This is a genomic window from Microbacterium phosphatis (assembly GCF_049177115.1).
In the GTDB taxonomy this organism is placed as follows: domain Bacteria; phylum Actinomycetota; class Actinomycetes; order Actinomycetales; family Microbacteriaceae; genus Microbacterium; species Microbacterium phosphatis.
Genome location: NZ_CP185370.1, coordinates 1462650 through 1478544, shown reverse-complemented (window position 1 = coordinate 1478544; position 15895 = coordinate 1462650). Strand labels below are relative to the sequence as shown.

At 71.8% G+C, this 15895-nt stretch carries 11 protein-coding genes and 2 tRNA genes; 6 read left to right on the top strand and 7 right to left on the bottom strand.

Going from position 1 to position 15895, the window contains the following annotated elements; all coding sequences use genetic code 11:
• Positions 1-150 precede the first annotated feature (150 nt).
• Genes glgX through treZ form a run of 3 tightly spaced genes read left to right on the top strand, consistent with a single transcriptional unit; the run spans position 151 to position 6328 of the window.
• Positions 151-2322, top strand: a complete 2172-nt coding sequence (glgX, locus tag ACOKGD_RS07000; protein WP_342334876.1) for a glycogen debranching protein GlgX — start codon at positions 151-153, stop codon at positions 2320-2322.
• Positions 2319-4637 carry a malto-oligosyltrehalose synthase gene (gene treY, locus ACOKGD_RS06995; protein ID WP_342334877.1) on the top strand — a complete coding sequence of 773 codons (2319 nt, stop codon included), beginning with the start codon at positions 2319-2321 and terminating at the stop codon, positions 4635-4637. Before glgX ends, treY begins: the two co-directional genes overlap by 4 nt.
• Positions 4637-6328: a malto-oligosyltrehalose trehalohydrolase gene (treZ, locus tag ACOKGD_RS06990; protein WP_342334878.1), complete on the top strand. Its 1692-nt coding sequence runs from the start codon at positions 4637-4639 to the stop codon at positions 6326-6328. Before treY ends, treZ begins: the two co-directional genes overlap by 1 nt.
• 53 nt (positions 6329-6381) lie before the next feature.
• Here the strand turns inward: treZ and tig are convergent, their stop codons facing one another.
• The 4 genes from tig to ACOKGD_RS06970 form a co-directional block, all read right to left on the bottom strand.
• Positions 6382-7872: a trigger factor gene (gene tig, locus ACOKGD_RS06985; RefSeq protein ID WP_342334879.1), complete on the bottom strand. Its 1491-nt coding sequence runs from the start codon at positions 7870-7872 to the stop codon at positions 6382-6384.
• Between the two features lie 74 nt (positions 7873-7946).
• Positions 7947-8020: transfer RNA gene (locus ACOKGD_RS06980), tRNA-Pro, on the bottom strand.
• A 67-nt stretch (positions 8021-8087) separates the two neighbouring features.
• Positions 8088-8936: an aminoglycoside phosphotransferase family protein gene (locus ACOKGD_RS06975; protein WP_342334880.1), complete on the bottom strand. Its 849-nt coding sequence runs from the start codon at positions 8934-8936 to the stop codon at positions 8088-8090.
• A 42-nt stretch (positions 8937-8978) separates the two neighbouring features.
• Positions 8979-9052: transfer RNA gene (locus ACOKGD_RS06970), tRNA-Gly, on the bottom strand.
• A gap of 196 nt (positions 9053-9248) precedes the next feature.
• Between ACOKGD_RS06970 and ACOKGD_RS06965 the strand changes: the two genes are divergently transcribed.
• Positions 9249-9431 carry a hypothetical protein gene (locus ACOKGD_RS06965; RefSeq protein ID WP_342334881.1) on the top strand — a complete coding sequence of 61 codons (183 nt, stop codon included), beginning with the start codon at positions 9249-9251 and terminating at the stop codon, positions 9429-9431.
• A gap of 44 nt (positions 9432-9475) precedes the next feature.
• Positions 9476-12346, top strand: a complete 2871-nt coding sequence (locus ACOKGD_RS06960) for a helix-turn-helix transcriptional regulator (RefSeq protein ID WP_342334882.1) — start codon at positions 9476-9478, stop codon at positions 12344-12346.
• Positions 12347-12358: 12 nt separating this feature from the next.
• Here the strand turns inward: ACOKGD_RS06960 and ACOKGD_RS06955 are convergent, their stop codons facing one another.
• A complete protein-coding gene (locus ACOKGD_RS06955; RefSeq protein WP_342334883.1) occupies positions 12359-12898 on the bottom strand; it encodes a gamma carbonic anhydrase family protein in 540 nt (179 codons plus the stop codon).
• A 175-nt stretch (positions 12899-13073) separates the two neighbouring features.
• On the opposite strand from ACOKGD_RS06955, the gene ACOKGD_RS06950 reads away from it, so the two are divergent.
• On the top strand, positions 13074-13556 hold the full coding sequence (locus ACOKGD_RS06950) for a Dps family protein (RefSeq protein ID WP_342334884.1): 483 nt from the start codon (positions 13074-13076) through the stop codon (positions 13554-13556).
• 78 nt (positions 13557-13634) lie between these two features.
• On the opposite strand, the gene ACOKGD_RS06945 is transcribed toward ACOKGD_RS06950, so the two are convergent.
• Both ACOKGD_RS06945 and ACOKGD_RS06940 read right to left on the bottom strand, forming a co-directional pair.
• A complete protein-coding gene (locus ACOKGD_RS06945) occupies positions 13635-15149 on the bottom strand; it encodes an amidohydrolase (protein WP_342334885.1) in 1515 nt (504 codons plus the stop codon).
• On the bottom strand, positions 15146-15796 hold the full coding sequence (locus ACOKGD_RS06940) for an FMN-binding negative transcriptional regulator (protein WP_342334886.1): 651 nt from the start codon (positions 15794-15796) through the stop codon (positions 15146-15148). The genes ACOKGD_RS06945 and ACOKGD_RS06940 overlap by 4 nt, the downstream gene beginning before the upstream one ends.
• Positions 15797-15895: the final 99 nt, after the last annotated feature.

The following is a 15895-nucleotide window of genomic DNA, read 5'->3' as shown; positions in this document are numbered from 1 at the left end:
ATGACCCTACCCGCGGCTTCGCAGGCCTCCGGCGCGTGTTCGCCCTGGGCATACGTCGCGCCGTCAAGGGGTTTCCCGCATTGGTCCCGGCCGATTAGCGTCGCTGAGGAGAGCTGTCCCCGCCCCACCGAGAGAGAACGGCAGGATCGTATGAATACTTGGCCAGGACGGCCCTATCCCCTCGGGGCGACATATGACGGCGACGGCACGAACTTCGCGCTGTTCAGCGAGGTCGCCACCGGGGTCGAGCTGTGTCTGTTCGATGAGGACGGCACCGAGACCCGCGTGCCGGTCATCGAGGTGGACGCGAATGTGTGGCACGCGTACCTTCCCGGCGTCGGCCCGGGCCAGCAGTACGGCTACCGGGTGCACGGGCCCTTCGACCCCGCGTCCGGGCAGCGCTGCGACCCGAGCAAGCTGCTAGTGGACCCGTACGCGAAGGCCCTGTCGGGCGCGATCGACTGGGATCCGTCCCTGTTCGACCACCAGTTCGACGACCCGTCGGTGCGCAACGAGGAGGACTCGGCGGCGCACACCCTGCGCGGAGTCGTCATCAACCCCTACTTCGACTGGCGCGGCGACCGCCGCCCCCGGACGTCGTACAGCGGCACACTCCTCTATGAGGCGCACGTGAAGGGGCTCACCGAACTCCACCCCGACGTGCCGGAGGAGCAGCGCGGAACCTACGCGGGCGTGGCGCACCCCTCGGTGGTCGCCCACCTGCAGCGGCTCGGCGTGACCGCCATCGAGCTGATGCCCGTGCACCAGTTCGTCCACGACTCGACGCTGCTCGAGAAGGGGCTCCGCAACTACTGGGGCTACAACACCATCGGCTTCTTCGCCCCGCACAGCGAGTACTCGTCCAGCGGCGACCGCGGCGAGCAGGTCCAGGAGTTCAAGGCCATGGTGCGCGCCCTTCACGCGGCGGGCATCGAGGTCATCCTCGACGTGGTCTACAACCACACGGCGGAGGGGAACCACCTCGGCCCGACCCTGTCGTTCAAGGGCATCGACAACGAGGCGTACTACCGTCTCGTCGAGGACGACCCGCAGTACTACACGGACTACACGGGCACGGGGAACACGCTCAACGTGCGCAACCCGCACTCGCTGCAGCTGATCCTCGACTCGCTGCGCTACTGGGTGACCGAGATGCGCGTGGACGGGTTCCGCTTCGATCTGGCGGCGACGCTCGCCCGCGAGTTCTATGAGGTGGACCGCCTGTCGAGCTTCTTCGACCTCGTGCAGCAGGATCCGGTGGTGTCGCAGGTGAAGCTGATCGCCGAGCCGTGGGACGTCGGCCCCGGCGGCTACCAGGTCGGCAACTTCCCGCCGCAGTGGACGGAGTGGAACGGCAAGTTCCGCGACACGACCCGCGACTTCTGGCGGGGTGAGCCGGCCACGCTCGGCGAGTTCGCGTCGCGCTTCACCGGCTCGGCGGATCTCTACGAGAACTCGGCGCGTCGTCCGATCGCGTCGATCAACTTCGTCACGGCGCACGACGGCTTCACGATGCGCGACCTGGTCTCGTACAACGAGAAGCACAACGACGCCAACGGCGAGGACGGGCGCGACGGCGAGTCGCACAACCGCTCGTACAACCTCGGTGTCGAGGGACCGACCGACGACCCGGCCATCCTCGAGCTGCGCGCCCGCCAGCAGCGCAACCTGCTGGCCACGCTGCTGCTGTCGCAGGGCGTCCCGATGCTGCTGCACGGCGACGAGCTGGGCCGCACGCAGCAGGGAAACAACAATGGCTATGCGCAGGACTCGGAGCTGACCTGGATCCACTGGGACGAGGCCGACGAGCCGCTCATCGAGTTCACGGCGCTGGTCGCGCGCCTGCGCCACGACCACCCCGCCTTCCGGCGGTGGGGGTTCTTCGATGGACGTCCGGTCAAGCGCGCCGAGGGCGATCCGCTGCCCGACATCGTCTGGTTCACGCCCGACGGCTCGCCCATGGACGAGGACGACTGGCAGACGGCGTACGCGCGTTCGCTCGCGGTCTTCCTCAACGGCCAGGGCATCCGCGAGCGGGGACCCCGCGGCGAGAAGATCGTCGACCGGCACTTCCTGCTGTTCTTCAACGCCCACGTCGAGCCGGTCGAGTTCACGTTGCCATCCGACGAGTACTGCGCGGCGTGGGAGATCGTCCTCGACACGGCGGACGGACCGGATCCGTCGCCGCACGAGCCCGGCTCGACGCTGTCGGTCGAGTCGCGTTCGGTCGTGGTGCTGCGCGAGTGGCAGGAGGCCCCGGCGACGCCGGACTACTCCCCCGCCGCGTCCGTGGCCGCCGCGCTGGGGAAGGACGAGGCGTGACGGGCAGGATCCCTCGCAGCACGTACCGAGTGCAGCTGCGCCGTGAGTTCTCGCTCGATCAGGCCGCCGAGCTCGTCGACTACATCGCCGCCCTGGGCGCCGACACGGTCTACCTCTCGCCGATGCTCGCCAGCGAGCCCGGATCGAACCACGGATACGACGTGATCGACCACACGCGGGTCGACCCGGATCGCGGCGGCGGGGAGGGGCTCTCGCGCTTCTCCGCCGCCGCCCGCGCGGCGGGGCTCGGTGTGCTCGCCGACATCGTGCCCAACCACATGGGAATCGCGACCCCGCGGCTGAACCCGTGGTGGTGGGACGTGCTCACGCATGGAAGGGCGTCGGCCCACGCCGCCGCTTTCGACATCGACTGGGACGCGGGCGGCGGTCGCATCCGCCTCCCCGTCCTGGGCGACGAGGACGCCGCGACGCCGGATCACGGTCTGACGATCGAGGACGGCGAGCTGCGGTACTACGAGCACGCCTTCCCGCTCGCGCCGGGCACGGCCGACGACGGGGCCACCCCCGGGATCGTCCACGACCGGCAGCATTACGAGCTCGTGCACTGGAAGCGCGGCGACACCGACCTGAACTACCGCCGGTTCTTCGCCGTCTCCAGCCTCGCGGCGGTGCGCGTCGAGGATCCGGAGATCTTCGACGCCACGCACGTCGAGATCCTGCGGTGGCTGCGGGAGGGCCTGGTGGACGGCCTCCGCATCGACCACCCCGACGGGCTGACGGATCCTGCGGGGTACCTGTCGCGGCTCGCCGAGGCGACGGAGGGGGCGTACGTGCTCGTGGAGAAGATCCTCGAGCCCGGGGAGCCCCTCCCGGCCGACTGGGCGGCGGCGGGCACCACGGGCTACGACGCACTCGGGGACATCGATCGCGTGCTGATCGACGCCGCCGGGCAGACTCCCCTGGACGAGCTCGAGGCCGAGGTGCGCGCCGACTCGCCGCAGTCGGGCCGCGTCGACTGGGACCGCACGGTCCACGACCGCAAGCGCGCCGTGGCGGACGGGATCCTGCGCGCCGAGGTGCTGCGCCTCGCGCGTCTTGTGCCGGACATCGAGGGCGCCGACGACGCGCTCGCCGAGCTGCTCGCGTGCTTCCCCGTCTACCGCTCGTATCTTCCCGCGGCGATCGGGCACCTGCACGAGGCCGCAGCCCTCGCCAAGGAGCGACGCCGCGAGCTGGCGGCGACGGTCGACGCCCTGCTCCCCCTGCTCTCGGACCCGGATGAGGAGCTGGCGATCCGCTTCCAGCAGACCTCGGGCGCGATCATGGCGAAGGGGGTGGAGGACACCGCGTTCTACCGCTACGGCCGTCTCGCGTCGCTGAACGAGGTCGGCGGCGACCCGTCGGAGTTCGCCATCGACGTGGCCGAGTTCCACCAGCGGCAGCAGCTGCGGCAGGCCTCCTGGCCGCTGTCGATGACGACCCTCTCGACGCACGACACGAAGCGCGGCGAGGACACCCGCGCCCGGATCGACGCTCTCGCCGAGGTGCCGTCGTTCTGGCGCAGCACGCTGCGCACGCTGCGCTCGAAGGCCCCTCTCGAGGACGGACCGTTCGAGGCCCTGCTGTGGGCCTCGCTGATCGGCGCCTGGCCGCTGACGCGCGAGCGCGCCCACGGCTACGCCGAGAAGGCGTCGCGCGAGGCCGGCACGCGCACCACCTGGACGGCGCCCGACGCCGAATGGGAGGCGCGCCTGCACGCCGCCGTCGACGCCGCGTTCGACGACGACGACGTCCGCAGGGCCATCGAGGACTGCGTCGGCTACGTCGCCGCGGCGGGGTGGTCGAACTCGGTCTCGGCCAAGCTGCTGCAGCTCACCGCGCCGGGGGTTCCCGATGTCTACCAGGGCTCGGAGCTGTGGAACCGTTCGCTCGTCGACCCCGACAACCGCCTCCCCGTCGACTTCGCCGAGCGCCGCGCGGTGCTCGCCCGTGTCGACGACGGCGAGCTGCCGGAGCTCGACGAGACGGCGGCGGCCAAGCTGCTCGTGACCACCCGCGCCCTGCGCGCGCGGCGCGATCGGCCCGAGCTGTTCACGCGCTACGCGGGCCTGGAGGTCGTGGGCCCGGCGGCCGAGCATGCCATCGCGAGCGACAGGGGCGGCGCGATCACCCTCGCCACGCGCCTGCCGATCGGGCTGGAGCGCGCCGGAGGGTGGCGCGACACGCTGGTGATGGTGCCGCACGGCGCCTACGTGGACGCCCTCACGGGAGCGGCGTTCGACGGCGGTGCGGTGGAGGTCGAGCGGATCCTCGCCCGCTACCCCGTCGCGCTGCTGCTGAGGGAGGAGGACTGATGGGCTTCGACGTTTGGGCGCCGCGTCCGTCGTCGGTGCGACTGGTGGTCGACGGACAGACGCACGACATGTCGCGCGACGGCGAATGGTGGCGCGCCGATGTCGAGCCGGCAGTCGGCCAGCGATACGGATATCTGCTGGACGACCGCGCCGATCCGCTTCCGGACCCGCGCTCGCTGCGACAGCCCGACGGGGTGCACGAGCTCAGCCAGGTGCACGACCTCGCGTTCGCGTGGACGGACGCCGACTGGACCGGACGCCAGCTCGCCGGATCGGTGATCTACGAGATGCACGTGGGCACGTTCACGCCCGAGGGCACTCTCGACGCGGCGATCGCCCGCCTGCCGCACCTCGTCGATCTCGGTATCGACCTCGTCGAGGTGCTGCCGGTGAACTCCTTCAACGGCGCCTGGAACTGGGGCTATGACGGGGTGCTCTGGTACGCGGTGGACGAGACGTACGGCGGGTCGGAGGCCTACCAGCGCTTCGTCGACGCGTGCCATGCCGCCGGGCTGGGCGTGATCCAGGACGTCGTGTACAACCATCTCGGCCCGAGCGGCAACTACCTCCCCCTCTTCGCGCCGTACCTCCACGACGCCAGCGCCAACACCTGGGGATCGTCGCTGGACCTGTCGCGCCGCGATGTGCGCGAGTACATCATCGAGAACGCGCTGATGTGGCTGCGGGACTTCCACGTCGACGGGCTGCGGCTCGACGCGGTCCATGCGCTGGTCGACGACTCGCCGACGCACCTCCTGCAGGAGATGGCCGAGCGAGTCGATGCCCTGAGCGCACACCTGCGGCGCCCGCTGACGCTCATCGCCGAGTCGGATCTGAACGATCCGAAGCTCATCACGCCGCGCGAGGCCGGCGGATACGGCCTGCACGCCCAGTGGAGCGACGACTATCACCACGCGGTCCATGTCGCCCTCACGGGCGAGACCACGGGCTACTACGCCGACTTCGCGCCTCTCGAGGCGCTGGCGAAGACCGCGACCCGCGGGTTCTTCCACGACGGCACGTGGTCATCGTTCCGGGATCGCCCGCACGGGGCCCCGGTGCCCGTCGAGACGCCGACGTGGCGGCTCGTCGCGTATGCGCAGGATCACGATCAGATCGGCAATCGCGCCACCGGCGATCGTCTCTCGGAGACCCTCGACGAGGACCTGCTGGGCGTCGCCGCCCTCCTGGCCCTGGCGAGCCCGTTCACGCCGATGCTGTTCATGGGCGAGGAATGGGGCGCGTCCACGCCCTGGCAGTTCTTCACCGCGCATCCCGAGCCCGAGCTCGGCGAGGCGACGGCGAGGGGGCGGATCGCCGAGTTCGAGCGCATGGGCTGGGATCCGGCCGTGGTGCCGGACCCGCAGGATCCGGAGACGTTCCGGCGATCGAAGCTCGACTGGGCGGAGACGAGCGCGCCGCGGCACGCGCGGCTGCTGGCGATGCACAAGGAGCTGATCGCCCTGCGGCGCCGTGAGCCCGAGCTCACGGACCCGCGCTTCTCGCAGCTGTCGGCCACCTTCTCGGAGGATCCCCGGTGGATCCGGATCCGACGGGGCTCGCTGGAGATCGCCGTGAACCTCGCCGACGCCGCGATGCCCATCGGGGAGCCGCGCGAGATCCTGTTCGCGACCCAGCCCCCGGCCGAGGGGATGCTCCCGCCGCGGTCCGGGGCGATCATCCGCCCCTGATACGCGGAAAGGGCCGGACACCAGGTGGTGTCCGGCCCTTTCTCGTGAGCGGATTACTCCGCGGCGGGCTCGGCGGCCTTCTTCTTGGCGGGAGCCTTGCGCTTCGGCTTCTCCTCGACCGGGGCCTCCTCGGCGGGGGCCTCCTCGGCCGCGGGGGCGGCCTTCTTCTTGGCGGGAGCCTTGCGCTTCGGCTTCTCCTCGACCGGGGCCTCCTCGGCGGGCGCCTCCTCGGCGGGGGCGTCCTCGGCGGCGTCGTCCTCGTCCTCCTCGACGGCGGCGAAGCCCGACAGGTCGACCTTCTTGCCGTTGGTGTCGACGACCTCGACCTTGCCGAGGATGATCGCGAGCGCCTTGTTGCGGGCGACGTCGCCGATCACGGCCTGCAGCTGGTTGCCCTGCTGCAGCGCCTCGATGAACTGCTGGGGAGCCATGCCGTACTGACCGGACATCTGGATCAGGTACTGCGTGAACTCCTCCTGCGAGACCTGGACCTCGAGCTTCTCAGCGAGGGCGTCCAGCAGCATCTGCGTGCGGAACTGCTTCTCGCTGGCCTCGGCGACCTCGGCGCGGTGCGTGTCGTCCTCGAGGCGGTTCTCGCCCTCGAGGTGGTTGTGCACCTCGTCCTCGATGATCTGAGCGGGCACCTCGATGTCGGCGGCCTCGAGCAGCGCCTCGATGAGCTTGTCGCGCGCGGCGGAGCCCTGCGTGAAGGCACCGCGCGACTCGACCTGCTCCTTGAGGCTGTCGCGCAGCTCGGCGATGGTGTCGAACTCCGACGCCATCTGGGCGAAGTCGTCGTCGGCCTCGGGCAGCTCGCGCTCCTTGACGGCCTTGACCGTCACGGCGACCTCGGCCTCCTCGCCGGCGTGCTCGCCGCCGACCAGCGTCGAGCGGAACGTGGTGTCCTCGCCGGCCGTGAGCGACTCGATGGCCTCGTCGATGCCGGGGAGCAGCTCGCCCGAGCCGACCTCGTACGACACGCCCTCGGCGCGGTCGATCTCGTTGCCCTCGATCGTGGCGACGAGGTCGAGCTCGACGAAGTCACCCGTGGCGGCGGGACGCTCGACGGGGACCAGCGTGCCGAAACGGGCGCGCAGCTTGTCGAGCTCGGCGTCGAGGCCGGCCTCGTCGACCTCGGTCGCGTCGACCGTGATCGTGAGCTTCTCGTAGTCGGGCAGGTCGAACTCGGGACGGACGTCGACCTCGACGTCGACGACGAGGTCGCCCGAGAAGTCCTTCTCGTTCGGCCACTCGACGATGTCGGCCGACGGGCGGCCGAGCAGCTTGACGTCGTGCTCGGCGACGGCGGCGCGGAAGAAGGTGTCAAGACCCTCGTTCACGGCGTGCTCGATCACGGCGCCGCGACCGACGCGCTGATCGATGATCGGAGCGGGAACCTTGCCCTTGCGGAAGCCGGGCACCTGGACATCCTGACCGATGTGCTCGTAGGCGTGCTGGATGCTCGGCTTGAGCTCCTCGGGGCTGACCGTGATGTGCAGCTTGACGCGGGTGGCGCTGAGCTTCTCGACGGTGCTGGTGACCATAGGGGTTCGTTCTCCTTGTGCTTCCTCCCGCACGCAGGACGCGCGACGGGACTCAGGTCTGTGTGGGCCGACAGTCGGGGCGACAGGATTTGAACCTGCGGCCTCCCGCTCCCAAAGCGGGCGCTCTACCAAGCTGAGCTACGCCCCGGGAAACTCCGCGCATGGATACGCGAAACGGCCCCGTGAAGTCTAGCCGACGATGTCCAATCGGCCTCCTACGCCCCCGCGAGCACCTCGGCGATCATGCGGAGGCCACGCTGCTCGAGTTCGCGCACGCCGAAACGGAACGACCAGCACGCCGCCGAGATGCCCGCCCGGGTGCGCTGACGCTGCCACGCCGGCGATCGGCGCGGGTCCGACCCGTAGCCCGAGGTGAACGCCGCCGCGAGGTCGGGACGGCCGATGAACTCGCCGGAGTCGAGGCGCTCGAAGTCCTCGAGCGGCGGACGCAGGTCGGCGCGCCCGAAGTCGATCACCCTCAGCGTCCCGTCGTCGATCAGCCAGTTGCGCGGCTGCCAGTCGCCATGCGTGGGCACACACACGGCGGGCGGCTCGGGCCAGCCGGCGATCAGCGCCCGCAGCCGTGCGACGTCGTCGGGCACGATGCGGTGGGGTCCCTCGAGCCACGACAGCGACTTCGCGTTCGCGCGTCGTTCGAACGTGTCGTCCACGACCGAGGTCTGTGCGTGGAAGGCGGCGAGCAGCGCCCCGGCCTGCTCGTACGTCGCCGGATCGGCGGCGGCAGGGTCGTCCTGGACCAGCCACCCCGGCAGATACTCGGTGAGCAGCAGCTTGGCCTCGGCGTCCGCCTCGATCAGGCGAGCCGCGCGTCCGCCCGCCACCCACGGTCCCGTCCATTCGCGGTGAGCGCGGATCTCGCGGGCGAGGTGATGATCGGCGGGGCCGCCCGCCTTGACCACGCGAGGGCCGCCCGGCGTCTCGACCCGGAGCACCGTGGTCTCGAGGACGCCCCAGGACATGTCGTCGACCACCTCGTACGCGGGCAGCCAGCGGCCGAGCAGCGCGGCCTGGGCGGCATCGAGACCGGGAGGGGCGCTGGGCATGCGACGAGCGTAGAGGCTCGGGCGCTCGCGGCCGGGAGGAGATGGAGGGGATGACGGGAATCGAACCCGCGTAATCAGTTTGGAAGACTGAGGCTCTACCATTGAGCTACATCCCCGCTACCGGCGAACCGGCAACGCGTTCGAGTCTAGCCGACTCCGCATGCCACTCCCGAACCGGCGATCCCCGGGCCTGTCGCGTCAGGTGTCTGAGGCCCCCGCGTGCGGAAGATAGGGCGTTCGCCCGATGCCGCGCCCCCACCTCAGAGACGACCGTGAAGTCATCAGCAGACATGCAGACGACAGGAGCGGGACATGTACATCGATCCGATGATCGGGATCATCCGGTACGAGGAGGACGTGCGCCGGGCGGAGGAGCGGATCCGTCACCTCCAGGCGCTCGAGGAGCGGGCGCGTGACGGCCACGCCGAGGCGCGGCACGCGCGCCGGGCAGGGCGCGCTCGCGGCCTGCGCGCGCTGCTCCCCCACCACCCGTGACGCCCCGTCGTGCCGATGTCGGCGGCCGGTGGGACGATGGGCGGGTGGCGATCCAGACGGGCGAACTGATCGGGCGCGAGGCAGAGCTGGCGGCGCTGTCCGGCGTGCTGGAGGACGTCTCCACCGGCCGCCCGCGGATCGTCGCGATCGGCGGCGAGGCGGGCATCGGCAAAACGCGCCTGCTGACCGAGTTCATCGAGGGTCGCGCCTCGGGGGCACGCGTGCTCGTCGGCCGATGCGTTGATCTCGGCGGGTCCGGCGACGCGTACACCTCGCTCACCGCCGCGCTGCGCCCCCTCATCACCGAGCTCGGCGCCGACGAGATCGAGCGCATCACCGGCCAGCGCGCGCTGGCAGCGCTGTTCCCGCAGCTGCGCGACGACCGGGGCGGCGCGGCCACCGCCGGCGGTCTGCACGAGTCGATCGCGCTGCTGCTCGAGGCGGCGGCAGCCGAACGTCCGCTCCTCCTCGTCATCGAGGACCTGCACTGGGTCGACCCCGCCAGCCTCGCCGTGCTGCGATTCCTCAGCCGTGCGCTGGTGGACGCCCCGGTGATGCTGGCGATCACCTATCGATCAGAGGACATCGGGCGCGGGCATCCCGCCCGGCCGTTCCTGGCCGAGCTGAGCCGCGACCGCCGCGCGCTCCGGATCGACCTGCCGCGCCTGGACCGCGAGAGCACCCGGCGGTTCATGCACGTGCTGCAGGGCGGCGCCCCGAGCGACGCTGCGGTCGACGCCCTGCTCGAGCGCAGCGACGGCGTGCCGTTCTACATCGAGGAGCTGGTCGACCTCGAGGTGTGCGACGACGCACCCCCGTCGCTGCCCGACGGCCTGCGCGATCTGCTGCTCGTCCGCTACGAACGTCTCTCCGACCGGGCGCAGCACGTCGTCCGGCACATGGCGATCGGCGGCCTCGAGTCGGATCACGACCTCTTGGCCGCGGTGCTCGGATCCGATCCGTCCGACATCGAGGCCCCGGTGTGGGAGGCCATCGGCGCGGGCGTGCTGGTCACCACGGCCACCGGCTACTGCTTCCGCCACGCGCTGATGCGCGAGGCGATCCACGACGACGTCCTGCCCGGCGTGCGCGAGCGGCTCCACGAGCGCTTCGCCACCGAGCTCGAGCGTCGCGCCGGCGACAGCGGCGCCGATGCGGCCGCCATCGCCCGGCACTGGGCCGGAGCGAAGGACGCCGCGCGCGCCTTCCCCGCCTGGCTGCGGGCGATGCGCGAGGCGCGGGCCGCTCTCGGCTACGCCTCCGCCGCCCAGCACGCCCAGCGCGCGCTGTCGCTGTGGGACGTGGTCGACGAACCCGAGCGTGTGGCGGGGATGACGCGCCGCGAGCTGATGGGCCGCGCGGCGACGTACCTGCGCAACGCGGGCGACGTCGACCGCAGCCTCGCGGTGCTGAAGGAGGCCCTGGCCGACTGCCCCCGAGGAACCCGCGAGTACGCCCTCCTGCTCAACAACCAGGGCCGTGGGCTCGCGATGCTCGCCCGCCCCGGCGCGGTCGAGTCGTACCGCGAGGCGCTGGCCACCCTCGATGCGCTGGAGCAGTCCCCGTCGCGCGAGCTGATGCGCGCGGACGTGATGATCTCGCTCGCCGGCCGCCTGATGCTGGCCGGCGAGGACGAGGAGGCGCTCGCCCTCTCCACCGAGGGCGCCGGCCTCGCGCACGCGCAAAACGCCTCGCGCCTCGAATCGGTGGGGGTGAACGTGGCCGCCCTCTGCCACGGTCATATGGGCCGCGCCGACCTGGCGATCTCGGAGCTCGAGCGTGCGCGAGGGATCGCCGGCGACGACGGCCCCGCCCTTCTGCGGTACTGGGTGAATGCCTCCGACCTCGCCCACCACACGGGCGAGTACGAGCGGGGCCTGCGCATCGCGCGCGAGGGCATGGAGGCCGCACGCCGCTACGGCGCCGATCGCACCTCCGGGGTGATCCTCACCTCGAACGCGGTAGACCCGCTCACGGCGCTGGGGCGCTGGGACGAGGCGACCGAGCTGATCGAGCGAGCGCTGACGTTCTCACCGCCGGGAGCATTCCGCTCGTACGTCATCCGCGCGCGGGCCTGGATGCTCGTGTGGCGCGGCGAACCGGCCGCCGCCCGCGACGCGCTCGCCGAGTCGCGTGCGCAGTTCGCCTCGACGGCGCAGTTCGAGGTGCAGTCGCGCCTGGGCGTGGGCCACGCCGCCACCGAGGTCGCGCTCGCCCTGGACGATCTCCCCGGGGCGTGGAGCGCGGCACAGGCGCTGCTCGCGGCCGATCCGGAACGCCTCCATCCGGGGCAGGTCCCGCCGTTCGCCTGGTCGGCGGGCCGCCTGATCACGCGCCTGCGGCACCGCGAGCCGCTGCCGGGGATCGATCTCCCCGCCGCGACGGCCAGGCTGCGCGACGTCCTCGATCGGTTCGCGTGGTGGCCGACCCACGCGGTGTGGAGCCCCGTGGTGGAGGCGCAGCTCGATCCGTCGCCGGCGGCCTGGACGGCCGCCCTGGAAGCGGCCGCGAGCGAGCGGGCGCCGGTGCACCTTCTGCCCGCGGTGGCGCTGGCGTCCGCCGAGTTCCTGCTCGAGACCGGCGACCGGATCGCGGCACGCGAGCGGCTCGAGGAGGCGATCCGTCTGGCCGGCGACCGCGGCGTGCGCGGCGTCCAGCAGCAGGCGGAGGCGTTCGGCCGCTCGTCCGGTCTGCTGCGCGAGGCCCCGCACCGCGTCTCGCCGGAGGACCTCACCGATCGCGAACGCCAGGTGCTCGAGCTGGTGTCGGCCGGGCTGAGCAACCGCCAGATCGGTGAGCGCCTGTTCATCAGCGGCAAGACCGCGAGCGTGCACGTATCCGCGATCCTGCGCAAGCTCGGGGCCGCGAACCGCGCGGAGGCGGCGCACCTCGCCCGCGATCTCATCGCGCGCTGACGGCCACGGGGCTCAGCCGCCGGCGAGCCCCGCGGTGTGACGCTCGGCGTTCGCGAGGTAGCGCACGGCGTTGTCGCGAAGAGCCGCGACCTCGTCGTCGGTGAGCTCCCGTCGCACCTTCGCCGGCACGCCGGCGACCAGCGAGCGCGGCGGGACGATCGTCCCCTCGAGGACCACGGCTCCCGCCGCGACGAGGGATCCTGCCCCGATCACCGCTCCGGACAGGACGACGGCGCCCATCCCGATCAGCGCGCCGTCGCCCACGGTGCAGCCGTGGACGACCGCATTGTGCCCGACCGACACGTGCTCGCCGATCTCGGCCGGGTGCGCCGCGTCCACATGCACCGACACGCTGTCCTGGATGTTGCTGAAGGCGCCGATCGAGATCGACTCCATGTCGGCGCGCAGGACGGCGTTGTACCAGACGCTCGCGCGCTCACCGAGGGTCACCGACCCGACCAGGCGCGCACCGTCGGCCACGAAGGCGTCGGGATGGACGGCGGGGATGTCCTCCCCCAGCGGCAGGATCGAGGCGTGCGACGAGATCGGCATGACGCCGACTCTAAGCCGTGTCAACCCCTCGGCGGTCTGGAAGGTGAGGCTGTCCTATGTTTCCCCAGGTGAGCGGCGAATTAGCCGAGCCTTCGCTTGCTTGCGGAATGCGTGAGCGCGAGTAGCGTTGATGTCAGAGACGGCGCCTCGCCGACACTTCTTCGGAGGGATAGACATGAGCAACAACACCATCGCCACCACCGCCGCCGACCCGACCATCGCCGCGGGAGTCTCGCAGTTCCTCGCTCCCGTCGTCCTGGGCCTTCAGGCTCTGACCATCAACGGCAAGCAGGCGCACTGGCACGTGCGCGGCGCGAACTTCATCGGCGTGCACGAGTTCCTCGACACCCTCGTCGCCCACGCGGGCGCCGGTGCCGACGAGGCCGCCGAGCGCATCGTCGCCCTGGGCCTGCCGATCGACGCGCGCGTCGAGACCGTCGCGCAGAAGGCCGCGGGCACCACGGTCTCGGCCGGCTTCTCGCAGTCGACCGACACGATCCGCGCGGTCGTCGCCGACATCGACAAGATCATCGCCGACCTCGACGCCGCGATCGAGGGTCTCGACGAGATCGACCTCACCAGCCAGGACATCGTCATCGGCATCAAGGCGAGCCTCGAGAAGGACCGCTGGTTCCTCGTGGCGCACATCGCCGAGTGATCCGACTCGATCACTGACGAAGGCCCCGGTCGCGCTCTGCGCGATCCGGGGCCTTCGTCGTTCCGGGGATTGGTGCGCTCAGCCGAGGTGGGTGAGTCGCCCGCCGAGAACCGTGGCGTGCACCGGCATGGTGCGCAGCTGCGCCTCGCCGGCCGCCAGCGGGTCGTGGGCGACGAGGATCAGATCGGCCGCCGCCCCGGGCTCGATCCGCGCACCCTCCAGCGAGCCGCCCGAGGTCGATGCCGCCAGCGCCGTCGCGGCGTCGATGCGCTCCTCGGGGCGCCAGGGGGCCTCGTCGCCGCGGGCGCGGAAGACGGCGGCCGCCATCGTCACCCACGGGTCCAGCGGCGACACGGGCGCGTCCGAGCCCAGCAGCAGGTTCGCGCCGGCGTCGTGCAACGACCGCAGCGGGAACGGCAGGGCGGTTTGCCCCGCCCACAGGTCGTCGGCGAGGGCGCGGTCGTCGAGGGCGTGGGCGGGCTGAACGCTCGCGCCGACGTCGAGCCGGGCGAAACGCGCGAGGTCGGCGTGCCGCACCAGCTGAGCGTGCTCGATCCGTCCGACCGCGCCGGTGGTGGTGAAGGCGTCGAGGGCCTGGGTGTTGGCGACGTCGCCGATTGCGTGGATGGCGCAGCCGATGCCCGCGGCGGTGGCCCGCGTCATCAGGTCGACGAGCTCGTCGCGGCCGACGGTGAGCACGCCGTGATTGTGCGGGTCGCCCGCGTACCCGTGAGCGCAGGCGGCGGTGCGGGTGCCGAGCGAGCCGTCCGTGACGACCTTCAGGGGCCCGACGCGAACGAGGTCGGATCCGGGCAGGGTGTCGCCCGACTGCCATCCCCGCGAGATCGCCCGCTCGAGGTGCGCCGGGTAGATCCCGAAGTCGACCCGCAGGGTGTCGAAGCCGGCGTCGAGGCGCCGCTGCCAGTGCTCCTCGTTCCACACCATGTCGAGGTCGACGATGCCGACGACTCCGCGCGCGGCCGCCGCATCGGCGGCGCGCCGCAGCGCCGCGTCGCCGTCGGCCACGGGGACGTCATTGAGGATCCGCGCGAGCGCGAACGCCGGGTCCTCGCGCACCAGCCCGCTCGCGTCGGCGGCGATCCCCTCCCGACGCAGCGCGGCCGTGTTCAGCCATGCGGAGTGGAGGTCGAGGTTCAGCACGTAGGTCGGCACGTCGCCGGTGACGGCGTCCAGCGCGGCGACCGACGCGGGTTCGGTCCACAGAGCGTCTCGCATCCCGACCGCGATCCGGCGGCCGTCCGCCCGCACCGGCGCCCGGGCCGCGGATGCGGCCGCCTCGGCCGCCGACGTCGCCTCGCGCACCGAGGTCCGCTCGGCGCGGAGCGCCCACGGCAGCGCGTGCACATGGTGATCCCAGAGCCCGGCGGCGAGCCACGCGCCGCCCGCGTCGAGCACGGCGCCGCGCCGCGCCAGTGCGCCGGCCGGCGCGATGTCGGCGATGACGCCGTCGGCGAGATGCACGTCGTACAGCGCCGCGGGGTCGACCGTCGCGTAGGGCATGAGCTCCCGCCCCTCACCGGCGATGCGGACGTCCGCGATGACATCGACGCGCGCGCCCCGCTCGAGGCTCATGACAGCGCCGCCTTCGCCGCGGCGCGGGCGTCCTGGGAGCGACGCATCTCGGCGGCCAGGCGCGGGTTGCGGTGGGGGCCGTCTCCGCCCAGCTCGGCGATGATCGTCTCGACCACCTCGTCGGGCCGGTTCTGGCTGAGCTTGCGCTTGGCCGCCACGCGAGCGGGGGTCAGGCGGAACCCGACCGTGCCCTTCTCCAGCTTGTGGACGAAGTCCGGGTCGTTCGGGCGCTCCCACATCATCCGGGGATCCGGCAGCGGCGACTCGAACCGCGCGACGAGGCGATCGAGCACCTCGAGGTTCTCCTCCGGGGTCAGGATCTCGGGCACGCCTGTCAGGTGCGCCGAGACGAAGTTCCACGTGGGCACCGCCGGCCCGTCGCCGTACCAGCCCGGCGAGATGTAGCCGTGGGGCCCCTGCACGATGACCAGCAGCTCGCGCTCGCCGAGCCCGAGGATCACGTCGTCCGGGCGGCCGACGTGCCCGACGATCGTGAGGTCGTCGCGCCCCTCCTCGAGCAGCACGGCGTAGTGCGAGGCGACGAGGCCGGAGTCGGTCGGGCTGACGAGCGTCACCCAGGGGTTCTGCTCGATCAGCCGCCGCAGCTCGGCGACGTCCGTGAAGGCGAACGACGGGTTCTGACGCATGGTTCCGATCGTACGGCGGCCAGGTCGACCAACGCGCGTGATCGGCGCGGCCGCCGGCTCACTCCGGCAGCCGCGCGCGATGGCGGCGCCATCGGCGCG

Excerpts from the sequence above, each read along its gene's own strand:
- glgX (WP_342334876.1), top strand. The coding sequence starts at position 151 with ATGAATACTTGGCCAGGACGGCCCTATCCCCTCGGGGCGACATATGAC.
- treZ (WP_342334878.1), top strand. The coding sequence starts at position 4,637 with ATGGGCTTCGACGTTTGGGCGCCGCGTCCGTCGTCGGTGCGACTGGTG.
- tig (WP_342334879.1), bottom strand. The coding sequence starts at position 7,872 with ATGGTCACCAGCACCGTCGAGAAGCTCAGCGCCACCCGCGTCAAGCTG.
- ACOKGD_RS06975 (WP_342334880.1), bottom strand. The coding sequence starts at position 8,936 with ATGCCCAGCGCCCCTCCCGGTCTCGATGCCGCCCAGGCCGCGCTGCTC.
- ACOKGD_RS06965 (WP_342334881.1), top strand. The coding sequence starts at position 9,249 with ATGTACATCGATCCGATGATCGGGATCATCCGGTACGAGGAGGACGTG.
- ACOKGD_RS06955 (WP_342334883.1), bottom strand. The coding sequence starts at position 12,898 with ATGCCGATCTCGTCGCACGCCTCGATCCTGCCGCTGGGGGAGGACATC.
- ACOKGD_RS06950 (WP_342334884.1), top strand. The coding sequence starts at position 13,074 with ATGAGCAACAACACCATCGCCACCACCGCCGCCGACCCGACCATCGCC.
- ACOKGD_RS06945 (WP_342334885.1), bottom strand. The coding sequence starts at position 15,149 with ATGAGCCTCGAGCGGGGCGCGCGCGTCGATGTCATCGCGGACGTCCGC.
- ACOKGD_RS06940 (WP_342334886.1), bottom strand. The coding sequence starts at position 15,796 with ATGCGTCAGAACCCGTCGTTCGCCTTCACGGACGTCGCCGAGCTGCGG.